At 73.3% G+C, this 17,172-nt stretch carries 13 protein-coding genes; 7 read left to right on the top strand and 6 right to left on the bottom strand.

The window, feature by feature from the left end; genetic code table 11:
• Positions 1 to 93: 93 nt before the first annotated feature.
• Entirely contained in the window at positions 94 to 2,130 is a 2,037-nt protein-coding gene (locus TBIS_RS04030; RefSeq protein WP_013131065.1) for a hypothetical protein, read from the top strand.
• On the opposite strand, the gene TBIS_RS04035 is transcribed toward TBIS_RS04030, so the two are convergent.
• Positions 2,075 to 3,379 (bottom strand): acyltransferase family protein, encoded by a 1,305-nt coding sequence (locus TBIS_RS04035; protein ID WP_013131066.1) that lies wholly within the window; start codon positions 3,377 to 3,379, stop codon positions 2,075 to 2,077. The two genes, TBIS_RS04030 and TBIS_RS04035, sit on opposite strands and share 56 nt — an antisense overlap.
• Before the next feature lie 199 nt (positions 3,380 to 3,578).
• Between TBIS_RS04035 and pgfA the strand changes: the two genes are divergently transcribed.
• The 4 genes from pgfA to dprE2 are packed head-to-tail and all read left to right on the top strand — an operon-like array spanning position 3,579 to position 7,553.
• Complete coding sequence (pgfA, locus tag TBIS_RS04040) at positions 3,579 to 4,487, top strand: cell envelope lipid trafficking protein PgfA (protein WP_241019863.1); 909 nt, start codon at positions 3,579 to 3,581, stop codon at positions 4,485 to 4,487.
• 32 nt (positions 4,488 to 4,519) lie between these two features.
• On the top strand, positions 4,520 to 5,446 hold the full coding sequence (locus TBIS_RS04045; protein WP_013131068.1) for a decaprenyl-phosphate phosphoribosyltransferase: 927 nt from the start codon (positions 4,520 to 4,522) through the stop codon (positions 5,444 to 5,446).
• Positions 5,443 to 6,807: a decaprenylphosphoryl-beta-D-ribose oxidase gene (dprE1, locus tag TBIS_RS04050; protein WP_013131069.1), complete on the top strand. Its 1,365-nt coding sequence runs from the start codon at positions 5,443 to 5,445 to the stop codon at positions 6,805 to 6,807. The genes TBIS_RS04045 and dprE1 overlap by 4 nt, the downstream gene beginning before the upstream one ends.
• A complete protein-coding gene (gene dprE2 / locus TBIS_RS04055) occupies positions 6,804 to 7,553 on the top strand; it encodes a decaprenylphospho-beta-D-erythro-pentofuranosid-2-ulose 2-reductase (protein WP_013131070.1) in 750 nt (249 codons plus the stop codon). Before dprE1 ends, dprE2 begins: the two co-directional genes overlap by 4 nt.
• Before the next feature lie 72 nt (positions 7,554 to 7,625).
• Here the strand turns inward: dprE2 and TBIS_RS04060 are convergent, their stop codons facing one another.
• Entirely contained in the window at positions 7,626 to 8,825 is a 1,200-nt protein-coding gene (locus TBIS_RS04060) for a S1 family peptidase (RefSeq protein ID WP_013131071.1), read from the bottom strand.
• Positions 8,826 to 9,136: 311 nt separating this feature from the next.
• On the bottom strand, positions 9,137 to 10,003 hold the full coding sequence (locus TBIS_RS04065; protein WP_013131072.1) for a LysR family transcriptional regulator: 867 nt from the start codon (positions 10,001 to 10,003) through the stop codon (positions 9,137 to 9,139).
• Positions 10,004 to 10,087: 84 nt separating this feature from the next.
• On the opposite strand from TBIS_RS04065, the gene TBIS_RS04070 reads away from it, so the two are divergent.
• The gene (locus TBIS_RS04070) at positions 10,088 to 11,035 is read left to right on the top strand and encodes a threonine ammonia-lyase (protein ID WP_013131073.1); all 948 of its coding nucleotides are present in this window, start codon (positions 10,088 to 10,090) and stop codon (positions 11,033 to 11,035) included.
• A gap of 146 nt (positions 11,036 to 11,181) precedes the next feature.
• Here TBIS_RS04070 and TBIS_RS04075 read toward each other — a convergent pair whose 3' ends face one another.
• Both TBIS_RS04075 and TBIS_RS04080 read right to left on the bottom strand, forming a co-directional pair.
• Positions 11,182 to 11,925 carry a coiled-coil domain-containing protein gene (locus TBIS_RS04075; protein ID WP_013131074.1) on the bottom strand — a complete coding sequence of 248 codons (744 nt, stop codon included), beginning with the start codon at positions 11,923 to 11,925 and terminating at the stop codon, positions 11,182 to 11,184.
• 12 nt (positions 11,926 to 11,937) lie between these two features.
• Positions 11,938 to 13,761 carry a substrate-binding and vWA domain-containing protein gene (locus TBIS_RS04080; protein ID WP_013131075.1) on the bottom strand — a complete coding sequence of 608 codons (1,824 nt, stop codon included), beginning with the start codon at positions 13,759 to 13,761 and terminating at the stop codon, positions 11,938 to 11,940.
• A gap of 377 nt (positions 13,762 to 14,138) precedes the next feature.
• Here TBIS_RS04080 and TBIS_RS19695 point away from each other — a divergent pair, with 377 nt between their 5' ends.
• Positions 14,139 to 15,422: a pectate lyase gene (locus TBIS_RS19695; RefSeq protein WP_013131076.1), complete on the top strand. Its 1,284-nt coding sequence runs from the start codon at positions 14,139 to 14,141 to the stop codon at positions 15,420 to 15,422.
• Positions 15,423 to 15,811: 389 nt separating this feature from the next.
• On the opposite strand, the gene TBIS_RS04090 is transcribed toward TBIS_RS19695, so the two are convergent.
• Positions 15,812 to 17,152, bottom strand: coding sequence for a dipeptidase (locus TBIS_RS04090; RefSeq protein ID WP_013131077.1), 1,341 nt, complete (start codon positions 17,150 to 17,152; stop codon positions 15,812 to 15,814).
• Between the last annotated feature and the right edge of the window lie 20 nt (positions 17,153 to 17,172).

The following is a 17,172-nucleotide window of genomic DNA, read 5'->3' on the forward strand; positions in this document are numbered from 1 at the left end:
CTCCCTTCGTCCGGGTGCGCCGTACCTTAACACTTCGTCCAATAAACGTGGAGGCCGTGCACAGCCCACGACGATCGGCGTAGGGAGGTCGGCATGACACAGGTCGCGGAGAACCGGGGTGCGGAAGGGACCACCCTCACCATCACCCTGCCCCGATGGCTCGCCGGCCTCGCGCACCCCGTCATCGCCGTGGCGGTGCTGCTCATCCTGCTCGCGCTCGGGCTGCGGATCCCCATCCTGCTCGGCTCGTACTTCGTCGAGGACGACTTCCTGTTCCAGGGCGACGCGTACGAGAGCGGGCTCACCTTCGACTTCATGTTCCGGGTGCACAAGGGCCACCTCATGCCCGGCGCGCTCGCGCTCACCTGGGTGCTCGCCCGGATCTCCGCGTACAACTGGGCGCTGGTCGCCTCGGTGACCTTCGCCGCGCAGGTCCTCGTCTCGGTGATGACGCTGCGGCTGCTGGTCCGGCTCTTCGGCGTGCGGCCCGGCATCCTCATCCCGCTCGCGATCGCCCTGTTCTCGCCGCTCACCTTCCCCGCGTTCGGCTGGTGGTCGGCGGCGATCAACGCGGTGCCGCTCCAGCTCGGCATGGTCATGGCGCTCAGCGCGCAGGTCCGGTACGTCCGGGAGGGCCAGGCCAAGTACGCCCGCCGGGCCTTCCTGTGGGTGCTCTTCGCGATGGCGTTCAGCACCAAGGGGGTGTTCGTCCCGTTCGTGCTGTTCGCCGTGACCACCGGGTTCCTCCGCCGCTGGGCGGGCGGCTGGATCGGGCTCATGCTCCGGGAGGCCCGGCAGCACTGGCGGCTCTGGGGCGCGTACCTGCTGCTCATCGCCGGGTACACCGCCCTCTACCTCTCCCGGCGGGACACCGCCCCCGGCGAGGGCGCCACGATCCCCGACCCGGGCGACGCGTTCGACCTCGTCACCAAGCTGCTCGGCTCGACCTTCCCCGCCGGCATCGTGGGCGGGCCGCTCTCCTGGGGCCCGGTGCCGCCCACCGGCGGCATGGCCAACCCGAGCGGCCTCCTCATCGCGGTGGCGTGGACGGTGATCGCCGCGCTCGTGATCGGCTCGCTGATCCACCGGCGGCGGGCCGGGCGGGCGTGGGTGCTCATGGCCGGGTACCTGATCGCGGTGGACGCCATCCCCACCGCGATCGCCCGCGGGACCGGTCTCGCCCAGATCGTCGGCGCCGAGACCCGGTACGTGGCCGACGCGGTGATCGTGTTCGCGCTCTGCCTCGCGCTCGCCTACCTGCCGCAGCCGGGCGAGCCCGAGCCGTACCGCAGGCCGCTCCCCACGGGGAGCGGGGTGGCGGCCGCGGCCGGGGTGGTCGCCGGGGTGTACCTGGTCACCGCCACGGTGTCGATCCAGAACTACCGCGACACCCTCTCCGGGGACCGGGTCCGCGCCTACCTCGCCAACGTCCGCGCGGCCCTGGCCAAGGCCCCCGACGACACCCCGATCTACTCGAGCCCGCTCCCCGAGGACATCGTGCTGCCGTGGAACGGCAACCGCCGCTACAGCCACCGGCTGCTCGCCCCGCTCGCCCGGCCCACCCTGCGGGAGCGGATGCGCGCGCCGGAGCCGTCCGAGGACGCGGTGGTCTTCGACGAGAAGGGGAGGCTGGTGCCGGTGAGCGTGCAGCCGGTGATCGCCCGGGTGCCCCCGCCGGGCCGCACCTGCTTCCCGCTGCTCGGCGACGCCATCTTCTTCCCCGACGTCCCCTCCTTCGGCGGCATCGGGCCGATCGCGGGCCTGGCGTACTCGGCGAAGCGGCCGGTGACCGGCAGCTACGAGATCGGGGAGTACCGCGGCCGGCTCACGTTCCGGGCCACCGAGAGCGGGCTGCTCCACTTCCCGGTCACCGCGCCGGGCAAGGGCCTGCTGATCCGGCTCGACGACCCGGCGGCGCCGATCTGCCTCAAGGGGTTCGCCTTCGGGGACCCGGTGCCGATGAAGCCGCCCGCCGGGCAGGACCAGGGGAAGGCCCAGGGGCAGCCGGCCCCCACGGCGGAGCCGTCCCCGGCGGCCTCCCCGGCGGCGTCCCCATCGGAGCGCCGCTCGCCCGCTACCGGGCGGCGGTCCCCGCAGGCGTCTGCGCAGACCGTTCCGGCCGCTTCGTGAAGAAGCGGACCAGCCCGCGGGCCGGCTCCTCGACGTACCGGTAGGTGAGGTCGGCGAGCAGCACCGTGATCGCGGTGATCGCGATGAGGTTGCCCACGAAGTTGCCGCTCCACGGCTGCTGCTCGGTGAACTCGTACCAGAGGTAGAGGACGACGAACTGCCAGAGGAAGACGCCGTAGGAGATCCGGCCGAAGTACCGCATCACCCGGCTGGAGAGGAACCGCTCGACCACCCGCGCCACGCCTTCGGTGGGCGAGGTGAGCAGGGCGGCCGGGGCGACCAGGCCGACCGCGATGGTGGCGTAGAGCAGGAGCTCGGCGATGTCGGCCCAGACGCTGTCCACGCCGGTGAACCGGGTCCCGGTGAGCGGCGAGGCGGCCACGGCGTAGGCGAGCGCGGCGACCGCCAGGAAGGAGCCGGCGGAGGCGTTGGCCGCGCGGATGAACCGCCGGGCCGGGCCGTCCTCGTCCGGGTCCTCCCGCGCCCAGGCGAGCACCACGGCGATCGCCATGCCGCAGGCGAAGTACACCATCGACCGGGGGAGCCACATGTTGAGGTTCGGCCGGTAGACCGGGTAGTAGGTGAAGATCGCCCAGAGCAGCGAGATGGAGGCGAGCCCGGCCAGCCCGATGAGCAGCCGCCTCGCCCGGCCGCCCACGTCGTCGCCGGCCCGCCGCGCGTACGCGGCGAGCGCCGCGGCGAGCAGCGGCAGCACCAGGTAGAACGCCATCTCCACGCAGAGGCTCCACATCTGGGCGAGCCCGCGCGGGCCCAGGCCGTACCACCAGGGGTCGGGCTCGTAGTTCTGCACGAGCAGGAGGAGCTCGGCCCACGTCTTGAGGTCGCCGAGGTGCTCGTCCGCCCAGAGCAGCATGGCGACGACCACGACGATCCAGTAGGCGGGGAGGATGCGCAGGCACCGCTTGATCAGGTAGAGCCGGGTGTCCGGCGGCGGGGAGCCGCGCAGCGTGGCCTGGGCGTACGGGCGGTAGAGCAGGAGGCCGGAGAGCACGAAGAAGACCGGCACGGCCACGTCGCCCCGGGCGAGCAGGGCGCTGAAGAAGTGGTCCCGCAGCCCGGCGGCCGACTCGATGGCGACGTGGAACGCGAGGACGGCGAACGCGGCGATGGCCCGCATCCCGTCGAGCGCGTCCAGGTGGCCGGTGACCGTGGGGAGCGTCACGCCCCCGGGCGGCAGGCTCTGGCTCGGGCGGAGGACCTCCACCGGAACGGCGGCGTGCGGCGGCATGGCACCATTACCGGAGGGTTGACTCGGGGGCCCGACCTCACCCTGGTCCGCCCACGAGCTAGAACCTGTTTCGGTCACTTTTCTGCATCCCTCGTGACGTAGGTCACTGCCGTCGTTAACATATCGCGAAATAGAACTTTGTTTCAGGGCAATTAAGTTGTAAACCCCCAGCCCTTCGGGAGGAGCTATGCGCCGCGGTGTGGGACTGGTCCTCTTAGCGATCGGGGCGTTCCTCGTCGTACTCGCGCCGTTGCTCAGGTTCCCCGTCGCCGGCCGGCTCGTGCAGGCGCCGTCGGATCAGTACAACATCATCAAACTGACCGCGGAGAACGCGCAGTACTTCAGCATCGCCGACCTGAAGGTGCTCAACGCCAACCTCGACGTGACGGTCACCGTACGGGGGGACGTGTCCCAGGCCAAGGACGACCACGTGGTCTGGGACCAGTTCCAGGCCACCAACGACGTGACCAACAACCGGCCGGGCATCGACTTCTTCGAGTTCCGCAGCGCGTTCAACAAGTACGACGGGACCGGGGTCACCTGCTGCGGCGTGAACGTGAACAAGACCCCCGTCACCATCGAGGGCCAGGTCTTCCTGTTCCCCTTCGGCGTGGAGAAGAAGACCTACAAGGTCTTCAACCCGGTGACCAAGCAGGCGTACGACGCCGAGTTCGCGGGCGAGGAGGTCATCGAAGGGCTGGACGTCTACAAGTTCCGGGTGAAGGTCCCGCCGACGGTCACCGAGACCCTCACCGCGCCGGCCTCGGTGCTCGGCATGGACGAGCCCGGTGACATCCAGGTCAGCCGGGTGTACGAGGCGACGATCACGTACTGGGTGGACCCGATCACCGGCCTGCCGGTCAAGCAGCAGCAGGAGCGGCGGGAGATGCTCCGGACCGCGGACGGGGTGGACCGCATGCCGGCCCTGATCGGCACCTTCACCTACACCCCGGAGACCGTGCGCGACCTCGTCAGCACCGCCCGGACGAACGCGGACCAGATCCGGCTGATCACGACCACCCTGCCGCTCAGCTCGCTGATCCTCGGCCTGATCGCGCTCGTCGCGGGTTTCGTCTTCCTGCGGGGCGCGTCGCGGGGCGCACGCTGACGGAGGACGCGCTGAGCACGGAGGGCGCCGGGGTGCACCTGGCCTCGGGGACCAGACCCCCGGGTGAGACGGCCCGGGCCGGAGGCGGCTTCGGCGCGGTGGCCGCCGGGCTGCTGCGCGCCTGCCGCCCCCGGCAGTGGCTGAAGAACGGGTTCGTGCTGGCCGCGCCGGCTGCCGCGGGGGTGCTCACCACCGCCGACGGCCTGCGCGGCTCGCTCATCGCCGTCGCCGCGTTCTGCTGCGCGGCGAGCGGCACGTACCTGTTCAACGACGCGGCCGACGTGGCCGCCGACCGGCTCCACCCCCGCAAGCGGCTGCGGCCGATCGCGGCGGGGATCGTGCCGGTCCGGCTCGCCAGGATCGCCGGGACCGTCCTGCTCGTGCTCGGCGTGCTCATCGCGCTCGCCGCGGGCTGGCGGCTCGCCCTGGTGGTCGCCTGCTACCTGGCGCTCACCTTCGCCTACACCCACTGGCTCAAGCACCAGCCGGTCGTCGACCTCGTCGCCGTCGCCGCCTGCCAGGTGGTCCGCGCCTTCGCGGGAGCGGTCGCGGTCGGCGTCCCGGTGACCGGGTGGTTCCTCGTGGTGGTGTCGCTGGGGTCGCTCCTCCTGGTCGCCGGGAAGCGCGACGCCGAGCTCCGCGCGCAGAACGGCGGCGAGGTCACCCGGGCCACGCTCGCCGTCTACACCCCGGGCTACCTCGCCCACGTCCGCGCCATGTCCGCCGGCGCGGTGATCGTCACCTACGGCCTGTGGGCCCTCCAGGAGCACACCGGCACCGCGCAGGCGTTCCTCGCGGCGAGCCTCGTGCCCTTCGTCCTCATGGTCCTGCGGCATGCTCTTCTGGTGGAACGGGGCCAGGGCGAGGAACCGGAGGAGCTCGTCCTCCGGGACCGCCCGCTCCAGGTCTTCACCGCCATGACCCTGCTCCTGCTCGTTCTCGGGATCTATCTGCCATGACGCTGCTCACCGGGTGGGGACGGACCGCGCCGACGCCGGCCACGGTGCGGCGGCCGCGCTCGGCCGAGGAGGTCGCCGAGCAGCTCCGGGCGGCCGGGCCGCGCGGCGTGGTCGCGCGCGGCCTGGGCCGGGCGTACGGCGACGCGGCGCAGAACGCGGGCGGGCTGGTGCTCGACTGCACGGGGCTCGCGCCCACGTGGTCGCACGACCCCGCGACCGGCCTGGTGACCGCGTCGGCCGGGCTCAGCCTCCACGAGCTCATGCTGGAGCTGGTCCCGCGCGGCTGGTTCGTCCCGGTCACGCCCGGCACCCGGTACGTCACCGTGGGCGGGGCGATCGCCGCCGACGTCCACGGCAAGAACCACCACGTCGACTCGTCCTTCGGGGCCCACCTCCGCACGCTCACCCTGGTCACCGCGGACGGCACGCGGCACGTGCTCGGCCCGGGCGACGACCTGTTCTGGGCCACCGTGGGCGGGATGGGCCTCACCGGCGTGATCGTCGAGGCGTCGTTCCAGTGCATCCCCATCGAGACCGCGTGGATGGTGGTGGACGTGGAGCGGACGCGCGACCTCGACGAGACCCTCGAGGCGATGACGGCGCGGGACCGCGGCCACCGCTACACCGTGGCCTGGATCGACCTGCTCGCCCGGGGGCGCGCCATGGGCCGGAGCGTCATCACCAGCGGCGAGCACGCCCGGCTGGAGGACCTGCCCGCCCGGCTGCGCCGCGACCCGCTCGCCTTCCACCCCCGCCCCCGGCTCGCCGCGCCGGGCTGGGTGCCGGGCGGCCTGCTCAACCGTGCGACGATCCGCGCGTTCAACGCGGTCTGGTACGGCAAGGCGCCCGCCCGCCGCAAGCGCGTGGTGCAGGGGATCGCGTCCTTCTTCCACCCGCTCGACGGGGTGGAGGGCTGGAACCGGCTCTACGGCCCGCGCGGGTTCATCCAGTACCAGTTCGTGGTGCCGTTCGGCGCGGAGGAGACGCTGCGCCGGGTGGTGGCCGCCCTCTCCGCCGAGCGGGTGCCCTCGTTCCTCACCGTGCTCAAGCGGCTCGGCCCGGGGACGAATGGGATGCTCTCCTTCCCGATGCCGGGGTGGACGCTGGCGCTCGACATCCCGGCCGGGCTGCCCGGGCTCGCCGGGCTGCTGCGGAGGTTCGACACCTGGGTGGCCGAGGCGGGCGGCCGGCTCTACCTGGCGAAGGACTCCCGCATGCCGGCCGAGATGCTGGCCGCCACCTACCCGCGGCTGGGGGAGTGGTTGGCGATCAAGCGGCGGGTGGACCCGGAGGGCCGGTTCACCTCCGATCTGGCCCGGAGGCTCGGGCTCTGCGACGGCACGGCGGCGGAAAGGTCATGAGGAACGCACTCGGCTCGGTGGACTCGGTGCTCCTGCTCGGCGGGCGGAGCGAGATCGGCCTCGCCATCGTCGAGCGGCTGGTCAGGAACGGGGCCCGGAAGGTCATGCTCGCGGCGCGCGGCGGCACGGCCCCGGCGGAGCGGCTGCGCGCGCTCGGCGCCGAGGTGCACGTCGCCGAGTTCGACGCGGCCCGGCCGGAGACCCACCCGGCCCTGATCGACGAGGCGGTCGCCAGGCTGGGCGACCTGGACGTGGTGATCCCGGCGTTCGGCGTGCTCGGCGACCAGGCCCGCTACGAGGAGGACCCGGTCGCCGCGGCCCGGGACGTCGCGGTCAACTTCGGCGGGCACGTCTCGGTCGGCCTCGCCGCCGCCCGGCGGCTGCGGGAGCAGGGCCACGGCACGCTCGTGGTGCTCTCCTCCGTGGCCGGCGTGCGGGTGCGCAAGGCGAACTTCGTGTACGGCTCGGCCAAGGCCGGGCTCGACGGGTTCGCCCGCGGGCTCGCCGACTCCCTGCACGGCACCGGGGTGCGGGTGCTCATCGTCCGGCCGGGGTTCGTGATCGGGCGGATGACCCAGGGCATGACGCCGGCGCCGTTCAGCGTGACCGTGGACACCGTGGCCGACGCCGTGGTCGGCGCGATCGCCTCCGGCCGGCGGACGGTGTGGGTGCCGGCCGTGCTCGGCCCGATCTTCACGGTGATGCGGCACCTGCCGGGATGGGCCTGGCGCCGCCTGCCCCGGTGACGGACGGCCGCCGGCCGGGCCGGGAACCGGGGATCCCGGCCCGCGGGACCGGTGCGCCGCCTCCGTGACGCCTCATCCGGTGACCAGGGTGAGGCCGTAGGCGGAGAGGATCTCGTTCACCGGCTGGATGTAGGACGTCCCGCCGCGGACGCAGTCGCCCGACCCGCCGGAGAGGACCCCTTGGGCCTGATTGCCCGCGACGACCGGACCGCCGGAGTCCCCGGGCTCGGCGCAGATGTCGGTCCTGATCAGCTCGTGCACGGTGCCCTGCGAGTAGTGCACGCTCACGCCGAGCTGCCGGATCGTGCCGCAGCGCCAGCCGGAGGTCGCCCCGGCCCGGCAGACCGCGGCGCCCACGAGCGCGGGCCGCGACCCGCGCACGGTGAGCAGCCCGGTGCCCGTGACCACCCACGGCCGGGCCACCCAGTTCTCGTTCACCGCGACCCAGGCGTGGTCGTCGCCGGGGAACGACCAGCCCTGGAAGGTGCCCTGGCGCACGCGGTTGGGGCCGGTCGTGGTGGCGCCCGCCGTGGCGCAGTGGCCGGCGGTCACGAACCCGCTCGTGCCGCCGCGCCGTACCGAGAAGCCGACCGAGCAGCGGATCGAGCCGCCGCCGAGGTAGAAGGGGTCGCCTCCGCGCAGGTCGTACCGGAGGGGGAGCGGCCGTTCCCCAATGAGGGGGCGCGGCCGTTCGCCCGACCGCACCACCCGGACCGCCCGGGGGTCGGCGCCGCTGCGGGCGACGAACGCCTCGGCCCGCGCCGGGTCCGCGGCGTGCACCGTGACGAGGTTGCGCCGCACGTCCACGTACCAGAGGGGGGTGGCGGCCGGTGCGCGATCGGCCGCCGCCCGGTCGAGCGCCCGCTTGGCCGCGGTGAGCTCGGCGAGCGACCGGCGGACGATCACCGGGTGGGCGCCCTCGGCCCGGATCACGCCGGCCTGGCCGGCGTCGGTGGTGGCGACCATCAGGTGCTCCGCGGTGTCGCCGGTGACCCAGGCACCGGCGAACGCGCCTCCGAGCCGCGCGCGCAGCCTCGCCTCGATCTCGGCGGCCCGGGATTCGTTGGCGAGCCGTGCCGCGGCCTGCTCGGCCGTGAGGCCGAGATCACGCTGCATGGCCTCGACCACGGTGGCCGCCGGGTCGAGCCCGGGGACGGGCGCCGTCTCCGGGCCGGGGGCGGTGGGAAGCCCGGCCCGGGCCGGTACGGTGAACAGGGCGAGCGCGCACGCGGCGAGGCCACATGCGAAAGCGGCCGTGCGTCGGATGACCATCGACCTCCTTGCCGTCGGGTGCGGTCACCGTAACGGCCGCCCTCCGGCGGGCGGGGTGAGCCACCCGCCCACATCACGGAGTCATGACAGGGCGCCGACGCCGCCATTGGCCGCCGGTGACCCGGCGATGGCCATCGACCGCGGCCGTCCGCCCGCGCCGGCCGGGCCGGGGATCATTTGATTTGTGAAATCCGCGCGGCGCGGAAGGTGAATTCGATAAAGCGGCGGCCGGGCATTTCCGGGATCACGCGCGCGGGCCTACCCGCGGGTAGGGGTGGCCCGGGAAAACGCCAGGTTAGAACGTGTTGCAGTCAGCCGCCGAGGAGCGCGGTGAGCAACGCGGCGGTCGGCGGTGGATCGGGAGGCTCCCCGTACGTCGCGGCGAAGACCCGCCGGGTCGACCCGGGCAGCGGCACGGTGCGGATCCCGGGGTGGCGATGGGCGGTGAGGGCGAGCTCGGGCAGCACCGCCACCCCGAGCCCGGCGGCCACCATCGCCTGCACCGCGACGTAGTCGTCGGTGGTGAACGAGACGCGCGGCTCGAACCCCGCCTCCGCGCAGAGCCGGAGCAGGTGCGCGCGGCAGCGCTCGCAGCCGGCGATCCAGCGCGAGCCGGCGTGGCCCGCCAGGGTCTCGGCGCCGGGCTCCGCGGCGGGCAGCACGAGGAATCCCGGCTCGTCGAAGAGGTGGGTCAGCCGGACCCCCTCCTCGTCCGGCTCGGCCTCGCCGTACCGGAAGAGCACGGCGACGTCGACCTGCCCGGCCCGGAGCATGCGGAGCGCCTCCGGCGGCTCGGCCTCGGTGAAGCACAGCTCCAGCCCCGGGTGCCGCTCGGCGAGCCGGACCGCCGCGGTGGGCACGAACGTGCCGAGGGCGGAGGGGAACGCGGCGAGCCGGACCCGGCCGGAGCGCAGCCCGACGTACGCGGCGAGCTCGGCGGAGGCCGACTCGATCCGCCCGAGGATCTCCTCGGCCCGCTCGGCGAGCAGGCGGCCCGCCTCGGTGAGCCGGATGCCGCGGCCCACCCGCTGGATCAGCTTCGCCCCGGTCTCCGCCTCCAGCCGGGCGAGGTGGTGGCTCACCGCCGGCTGGGAGTAGTGCAGTTCCTGGGCCGCGGCCGTGACGGAGCCGGTCCGCGCCACGGCGACGAGCACGCGAAGCCGCATCGGGTCGAGCATGACCTCAACTTATCAACGCTATTTATGGGTTATCCGGAAAATTTCAGTTGGACCTATCATGATCCGGCGCGCCAGGCTGGGCGTATGGCGGATATCCAGGACATCCTGACGGCGCGGCGGCGGCTGATCGCCCGGCACCTGCCCGAGACCCCCATGTGGTCCTATCCGGTGCTCAACGCCACGGTGGGGGCGGAGGTCTACGTCAAGCACGAGAACGTCCAGCCCACCGGGGCCTTCAAGGTCCGGGGCGGGATCAACCTCCTCGCCCGGATGGACGACCGGTCCCGCGGGGTGCTCACCTACTCGACCGGCAACCACGCCCAGTCGATCGCGTACGCCGCCCGGCTGTACGGCGTGCCGTGCTCGATCGTGATGCCGGAGAACCCGAACCCGGTCAAGGTGGCGGCGCTCAAGGCCCTCGGCGCCACCGTGGAGATCGGCGGCGCGACCATGGTCGAGGCGGCGGAGCACGCCCGGGAGCTCGCCGGCCGGACCGGGATGCGCCTGATCAGCCCCGGGGACGAGCCCGAGCTCATCATGGGCGTGGCCACCCTCTACTTCGAGATCCTCACCGCGCAGCCCGACCTCGACGCGATCTTCGTGCCGGTGGGCAGCGGCAGCGGCGCGGCCGCCGCCTGCCTGGTCTCCCGGCTCCTCGCCCCGGCCTGCCGGGTGATCGCCGTGCAGTCGTCCGCCGCGCCGGCCGCCCACGACTCCTGGCGGCTCGGCGAGCTGGTGAGCCGGCCGATCAAGACCTGCGTGGAAGGGCTCGCCACCGGGTGCGGCTTCGAGCTGCCGCAGTCGATCATGCGCGACGGCCTCGCCGACTTCGTGCTCGTCACCGACGAGGAGATCGCCCGGGCCCAGCGGACGCTCCTGGAGGACGCGCACACCCTGGCGGAGGGGGCGGGTGCCGCGGCGCTCGCCGGCCTGCTCGCCCGGCGGGAGGAGTTCGCGGGCCGGAAGGTCGCGGTCGTCTGCACCGGTGGCAACGCCGGATCCGCCGAGCTCGGCCGCGTGCTCGCCGCCTGACCGCCGGCCGTTCCGCGGCCGCGCGTGCGCGGGCGGTGGCGGAGCAGGACGCCCCCGGGGCGGCTGAGGCTCGCGGCCGCGCGTGCGCGGGAACGGTGTGCGTGCGCTCCGCTCCCGGGCGCGGCGCGGGGAGCGGAGCGCAGGGGTCACGGGCCGAGCTCGCCGCGCGTGGCCTCCTCGATCTCGCGGAGGCTCTCCCGGGTGAGCTCCAGCTCGGTGGTGAGCTCGTCGAGCACCCGCAGGCCGTCCGTCTCGGCCGAGGTGGCCGCGAGCGCCGAGAGCTCCACCGCCCGGGCCACCAGCCCCTCCAGGGTGATCGCCCCCGACTCGAGCCGGGCGAGCAGCCGCTGCCGGGTCCCGGACAGCCGGTCATAGGCCTGCTGCTGGGCCTCGACCGCGGCGAGCGACCGGTCGAGCTCCGCCACCACCTCCGGACCGGCCGCCTCCCGGGCGGCGGTGAGCCGTTCCCGCTCGCGCCGGAGGAAGCCGGGGTCGAACCGGGCGAGCGCCGCGCCGGTGACCGAGGCGTGCCCGGCGAGCCGCCGGAGCGCCGCCACCGTGTCGTCCACCTGCGGGCGCATCGCCGCGATCCGGTCGAGCAGGAGCCGCCCGCGCATCGACTCGGTGAGCTCGGCGAACGAGGCGGCGGCCCGTTCGGCGCGGCGCAGCCACGCCTCCTCGGCGCTGCCCTTGGCCACCTGCGGCCCCGCGGCCCGGACCTCTTCGCCGGCCGACTGCCAGGCCGCGGCGAACGCCTTGGCCAGCCAGACCACGACCCCGACGGCGGCGGCGCCCGCCGGCGGCACGTCCACCGCCCACGCGGCGCCGCCCGCGGCCGCGCCGAGCAGGACTCCCCAGGGGTCGCGCAGTTCCTCGGTGAAGCGGGACACGGCCTCTCCCGGTCAGAAGTTGGAGAGCACGGCGGTGAACACCTGGTCAATGCTCCCCGGCTCACGGGAGTCGTAGGCCGCCGCGTCGGTGACCTGGGAGATCTGCCGCAGCACCTCGAGGTCGGCGTCGTTGCCGTACGCGATCGTGAACACCCGGACCGTCTCCTGGCCGGTCTCGGTGCGCAGCTCGGCGAGCAGATCCTCGAGGGAGATCGAGTTGTCGTCCTCGTTCTTGCCGTCGGTGAGGACGACCACCGCGTTGATCACGTCGTTGCTGTGGCGCTCGAGGACGGTCCGGTAGGCGGCCCGGGTGGTGTCGTACAGGCCGGTGCCGCCGCCGGGGATGAGGCCCTGGATCCGCTTCTTCAGCAGGTCCCGGTTGTTCCGGCCCATCGGCACGAGCTCCCGGTAGTCCTTGCCGCCGTCCTGGTTGGTGGAGAACATCCACAGCCCGACCTGGTCGTTCGGCCCGAGCTGCGGCAGCGCGTTGATCGCCGCCTGCTTCGCGAGCTCGAGCTTGGTCTGGCCGGTGCCGGGGACGTCGGCGCCCATCGAGCCGGAGACGTCGATGACCATGAGCACGTGCGCGGGCTTGCGCAGCTCGTCCCAGCTCCGCAGGATCCGGTCGAGCACCCGGGGCGCCGGGACGCTGAGCGTCTTGGCGGGCTCCTTGGGGTTGAGCCCGTTCTCCGCCGTGATCAGCTCCCCGGGCTTGCCGTCGTGGGAGCGGAACGCGTGCTCGGCGAAGAGCCGCTGCTGCTCCGGCGCGCGCAGGTAGTTGAGGAAGTCCTCGGCCACCGGCTTCTTCTCCGGATCGATCCAGGAGAGCACGGCGTACGGGTTGTCGGAGAGCAGCGTGCCCTCCTTGGGGTAGATCGCGACGAGGGGCACCTTCGGCTTGGGGTGCTTGCCGAGCGTCCGCGGATCCCCGGTCGGGTTGCCCTGGTTGTAGTCCCAGACCGACTTCTCCTCCACGGCGACCGCGGAGACGTAGGAGAGCGCGACACCGGCGTCGTCGGCCTCCTGGAGGTTGGACAGGAAGGTGAGCGTGGTGTCGCCGTAGTGGACGATCGACCGCTCCACGCCGCGCACGAAGTCGCGGGTCCGCCGGTCGGCGAGGTTCGCCTCCCCGAGGTCACCGGAGAGCCCGGTGGCCGCGAAGTACGTCCCGATGGTCGCGTTCAGGCCGGAGGTGGAGAAGTGCGGGTTGGTCTTGCCGAGCCGGAACCGGCCCCACTCGGGGTGCCCGTACTTGGCCCAGCCCTCCGGGTCGTTGGCGAGGCTGAGGATGTCCGACCAGCCGATCTTCTTGTCCGGCCAGCCGAGGGCCTCGGCCATGGGCTTCGGCATGGCGATCACCAGCGGGGAGGTGGCGATCGACGGGTTGTCGGCGGACACCAGGCTCGCCCGGTCGTTGTCGGCCGCCCGGCGCTGGAGCATGGCGATCCAGCCGCTGCTCGCCGGGGTCCACACGTCGGGCTTCGGCCCGTCCCGCCGCTCGTCCCAGCCCCGGGCCAGGGCGAGCATGGCGCTCCCCGACGCCTTGGGGTTCACCACCACCTCGGCGCAGCGGCCGTTCACCTCGCGGCCGCTGTACGCCTCGGCCATGGTGCGGAGCAGCTCGGCCTTCTCGCTCGAGACGGTGATGTTCAGCGTGATGGCGCCCTCGGGGCAGGCGCTGCGCCGGGCCTCGGGGCTCCGGTCACCGCCGTGTCCGCCGCCCCCGCCTACCAGGGTCCGTAACGCCACGATGAGTGCTCCGGCGATGATGATCGCGACGATGAACGGTGCGAATCCGCGGCGGCGCTTGGGCTGTGGCGGGGGTGGGGGGTACAACGCGCCTCCTCTACCGAACTGTCAGGGGATCTCAGCACTTATCCCGACGAATATCGGTCGCGATTAGTTGCGGGATTCTCCCACCTTTCCCCGCGCGGTACGGCCGGTACCCGATTGCCTCCGGAACCCGGCCGCCCGGGCCGTGAGCGCCCGCGGAGGATGAAAGGTTCAACCGCCGTCCCCCGGCGTACAGGCCGTGCCTCGGGGCCGGGCGGTGCGGCCTGCCGGCATCCTTGACCGGCCTTCGTCCCGTTCGTACGGTCCGCGTGGGTTCGGACAGGTGAACGGCTTCCACTCAGACGTGATCGGCCGATCGGTATGGCGGTCCGGACCGCCATATTCGGTCGGGGCCCGTCGGACCGAGCGAGGAGTGCGAGGTGAGACGGAGACAGCGAACCGGTGCCGGGATCATCGGCGTGACCGCCCTGGCCCTCGGGATGGCGACCGCGGTCGCCGGGCCGGCCCATGCGGCGGAGCCGGAGCCGGGGGCGTACTGGCTGGTCAACTCCGCCAGCGAGCTGTGCCTCGCCGTGGCCGGCGCGCGCACGGAGGACGGGGTCCAGCTCGTGCAGGAGCGCTGCGACGGCGCGGCCCACCAGACCTGGCGCCTAGAGCACGACAAAGACGGCTTCCGCATGGTCGCGGCGCACAGCGGGAAGTGCGCCGGGGTGAAGGACGCCGCGACGTCCGCGGGCAAGGCGGTACAGCAGGAGCGGTGCACCGGGGCCGCCTCGCAGACCTGGCGGTTCGTGCCGGTGGCCGGCGGTTCGGCATACCAGGTCGTCAACGTCCACAGCGGCAAGTGCCTCAACGTCAAGGACAGCTCGACCGCGGTGGGCGCGGTGGTCCAGCAGAATTCCTGTGACTCGGTCGCCAGCAAGGCGTGGCTGATCAAGCAGGGCGCCGTCCCGCTGCCGTCGCCCACCATCCCCACGGCCGGCCCGACGACTCCCCCGCCCTGGGAGCCTCCGGCCACGGACTGGCCCGCGCCGACCGGCCAGGTGGCGGTGAACTCGACCATCAACGTGTCGGGGACCTTTGACGGTGGCATGAGGCGCTACTACGGCACCGGTGACCTCGGCGACGGCGGGCAGAGCGAGGGCCAAGACCCGATCTTCAAGCTCGCCGACGGCGCGGTCCTGAAGAACGTCATCCTCGGTGCCCCGGCGGCCGACGGCATCCACTGCACGGGCTCGTGCACCCTGCAGAACGTGTGGTGGGAGGACGTCGGCGAGGACGCCGCCACGTTCAAGGGCACCTCCGCGTCCCAGACCATGGTCATCGACGGCGGCGCGGCCCGGGCCGCGAGCGACAAGGTCTTCCAGCACAACGGCCCGGGGACCATGTACATCCGCAACTTCCGGGTGGAGGACTTCGGCAAGCTCTACCGGTCCTGCGGCAATTGCTCCAAGCAGTACGACCGCCACGTCGTCATCGAGAACGTGACCGCGGTCTACCCGGGCAAGTCGCTCGCCGGGATCAACGTCAACTACGGGGACACCGCCCGCTTCTCCAACATCACGATCGTGGGCGACTCGAACCGGAAGATCATCATCTGCCAGAAGTACCAGGGCACGACGAAGGGCGAACCCAAGGAGATCGGCAGCGGCGCGGACGGTGTCAACTGCGTCTACTCCGCGTCCGATATCACCTACCGGTGATGCGCCCGAACCGGTGACGCAGCCGGGGGTGATCCGCTCGTCCCGCCGGTGACGTCACCGCAGGACCGATCTCTCCCAGGCCGGGGCCCGGCGCCGCCGCCGGGCCCTTCCGCGTCTTGGAGCCCGGCCTCGTACGGCCCAGCGGCGGCACGGGAGTGACCGAGGGGCCGGGTGGCCGCCCGTGCCCGGAGCCGGAGGCGGGAGCGGGTCCGCGCCCGGGCCCCGTCCCGTCCCCGGCCGGGCCGCCGACCGGGTGGCCGGGCCGGCCCGCCGGCCGCGCTCCCGAGAAGCCGGCGGGCCGTGTCTCCGGCCGGTCGCCTGGGCGCTTCGCCGGGCCGTGGCCACGGCCCGGCGTGATCCCGGTGGAACGCGCCGCCCGGGCACCCCGGTCAGCCCTTGGCGTACTCGGCGAGGAAGAGCGCCTCGGTGGTGATGGTGCGGCGCAGCTCCTCGAGGTCCACCCGCTCGTTCGGGGCGTGGATCGAGGCGTGGTCGTCCTCGGGGCCGAAGAGCAGGATCTCGGCCTCGGGGAACTGGCGGGCCAGGGCGGCGACCAGCGGGATCGAGCCACCCTGCCCGACCTCGCGCGGCGGGCGCCCGAACGCGCGCGCCATCGCCCGCTCGACGGCCGCCCGCGCCCGGCCCTCCCCGCGGGCGCGGAACCCGGCCCCGGTGGTGAAGTCGCTGAACGTGACGTGCGCGCCCCACGGCGCGACCTTCTTCAGGTGCTCGGTCACCACCTCGATGGCCTGGGCCGGGTCGCCGGAGGGCGGGACCCGGATCGTGACCCGGGCCCGGGCGACGGCCTGGACCGCGTTGACCGCCTGCGCCACGCTCGGCACGTCGAGCCCGGTGACGGTGATCGCGTACGAGGCCCAGAGGCGGTCGGCGAGGCTGCCGGTGCCGACGAGCGACACCCCGTCGAGCACCCCGGCCGTGGCGCGGAACTCCTCCTCCGAGTAGGCCTCACCGGGGAAGGTGCCGCGGGGCAGGCCGGGGACGGCCACGTCGCCGTTCTCGTCGTGGAGGGTGGTGAGCATCCGCATCAGCGCGGCGAGGGCGTCGGGCGCGGCACCGCCGAACGCGCCGCTGTGCACCGCGCCGGCGAGCGTGCGGACCTCCACGGTGAACGCGGCCATCCCGCGCAGCGAGGTGGTGAGCGCCGGCTCGCCCACCCGGGGGTTGCCCACGTCCGCGACGACGATCGCGTCGGCGCGCACCAGGTCGGGGGAGGACTCGATGAAGCGGGCGAGGCTCTCCCCGGCGTACTCCTCCTCGCCCTCGATGATCACCTTGATCCCGACGGGCCACCGGCCCTGCAGGGCGCGGAGGGCGGCGACATGCGTGATCACGCCGCTCTTGTCGTCCGCCGCGCCCCGGCCGTACAGCGCCCCGTCGATCACGGTCGGCTCGAACGGCGGAGTCTTCCACAGTGCCGGATCACCGGGCGGCTGCACGTCGTAGTGCGCGTAGAGCAGCACGGTCGGCGCGCCCGGCGGCGCCGGCGCCTCGCCGTACACGGCGGGGAAGCCGCCGTCGAGGTCGATCCGCTCCACACGGGGCAGGCCCGCCGAGCGGAGCAGGTTCTCGGTGAGCTCTGCGGCCTTGTGCACCGGCTCCTCGGGGTGGCCGGGGAAGGCGATGGACGGGATGGCCACGAGGGCCTTGAGGTCCTCGATCGTCTGGGGCATTCCCGCTGCTACGGCGTTCTCGATCTCCTCGGGTGTCACGGCGTCTCTCTCGGTCGGTG

The sequence above is a fragment of the Thermobispora bispora DSM 43833 genome (assembly GCF_000092645.1).
GTDB classification, from domain to species: domain Bacteria; phylum Actinomycetota; class Actinomycetes; order Streptosporangiales; family Streptosporangiaceae; genus Thermobispora; species Thermobispora bispora.

Excerpts from the sequence above, each read along its gene's own strand:
- TBIS_RS04060 (WP_013131071.1), bottom strand. The coding sequence starts at position 8,825 with ATGGTCATCCGACGCACGGCCGCTTTCGCATGTGGCCTCGCCGCGTGC.
- TBIS_RS04065 (WP_013131072.1), bottom strand. The coding sequence starts at position 10,003 with ATGCTCGACCCGATGCGGCTTCGCGTGCTCGTCGCCGTGGCGCGGACC.
- dprE1 (WP_013131069.1), top strand. The coding sequence starts at position 5,443 with ATGACGCTGCTCACCGGGTGGGGACGGACCGCGCCGACGCCGGCCACG.
- TBIS_RS04030 (WP_013131065.1), top strand. The coding sequence starts at position 94 with ATGACACAGGTCGCGGAGAACCGGGGTGCGGAAGGGACCACCCTCACC.
- dprE2 (WP_013131070.1), top strand. The coding sequence starts at position 6,804 with ATGAGGAACGCACTCGGCTCGGTGGACTCGGTGCTCCTGCTCGGCGGG.
- TBIS_RS04035 (WP_013131066.1), bottom strand. The coding sequence starts at position 3,379 with ATGCCGCCGCACGCCGCCGTTCCGGTGGAGGTCCTCCGCCCGAGCCAG.
- TBIS_RS04070 (WP_013131073.1), top strand. The coding sequence starts at position 10,088 with ATGGCGGATATCCAGGACATCCTGACGGCGCGGCGGCGGCTGATCGCC.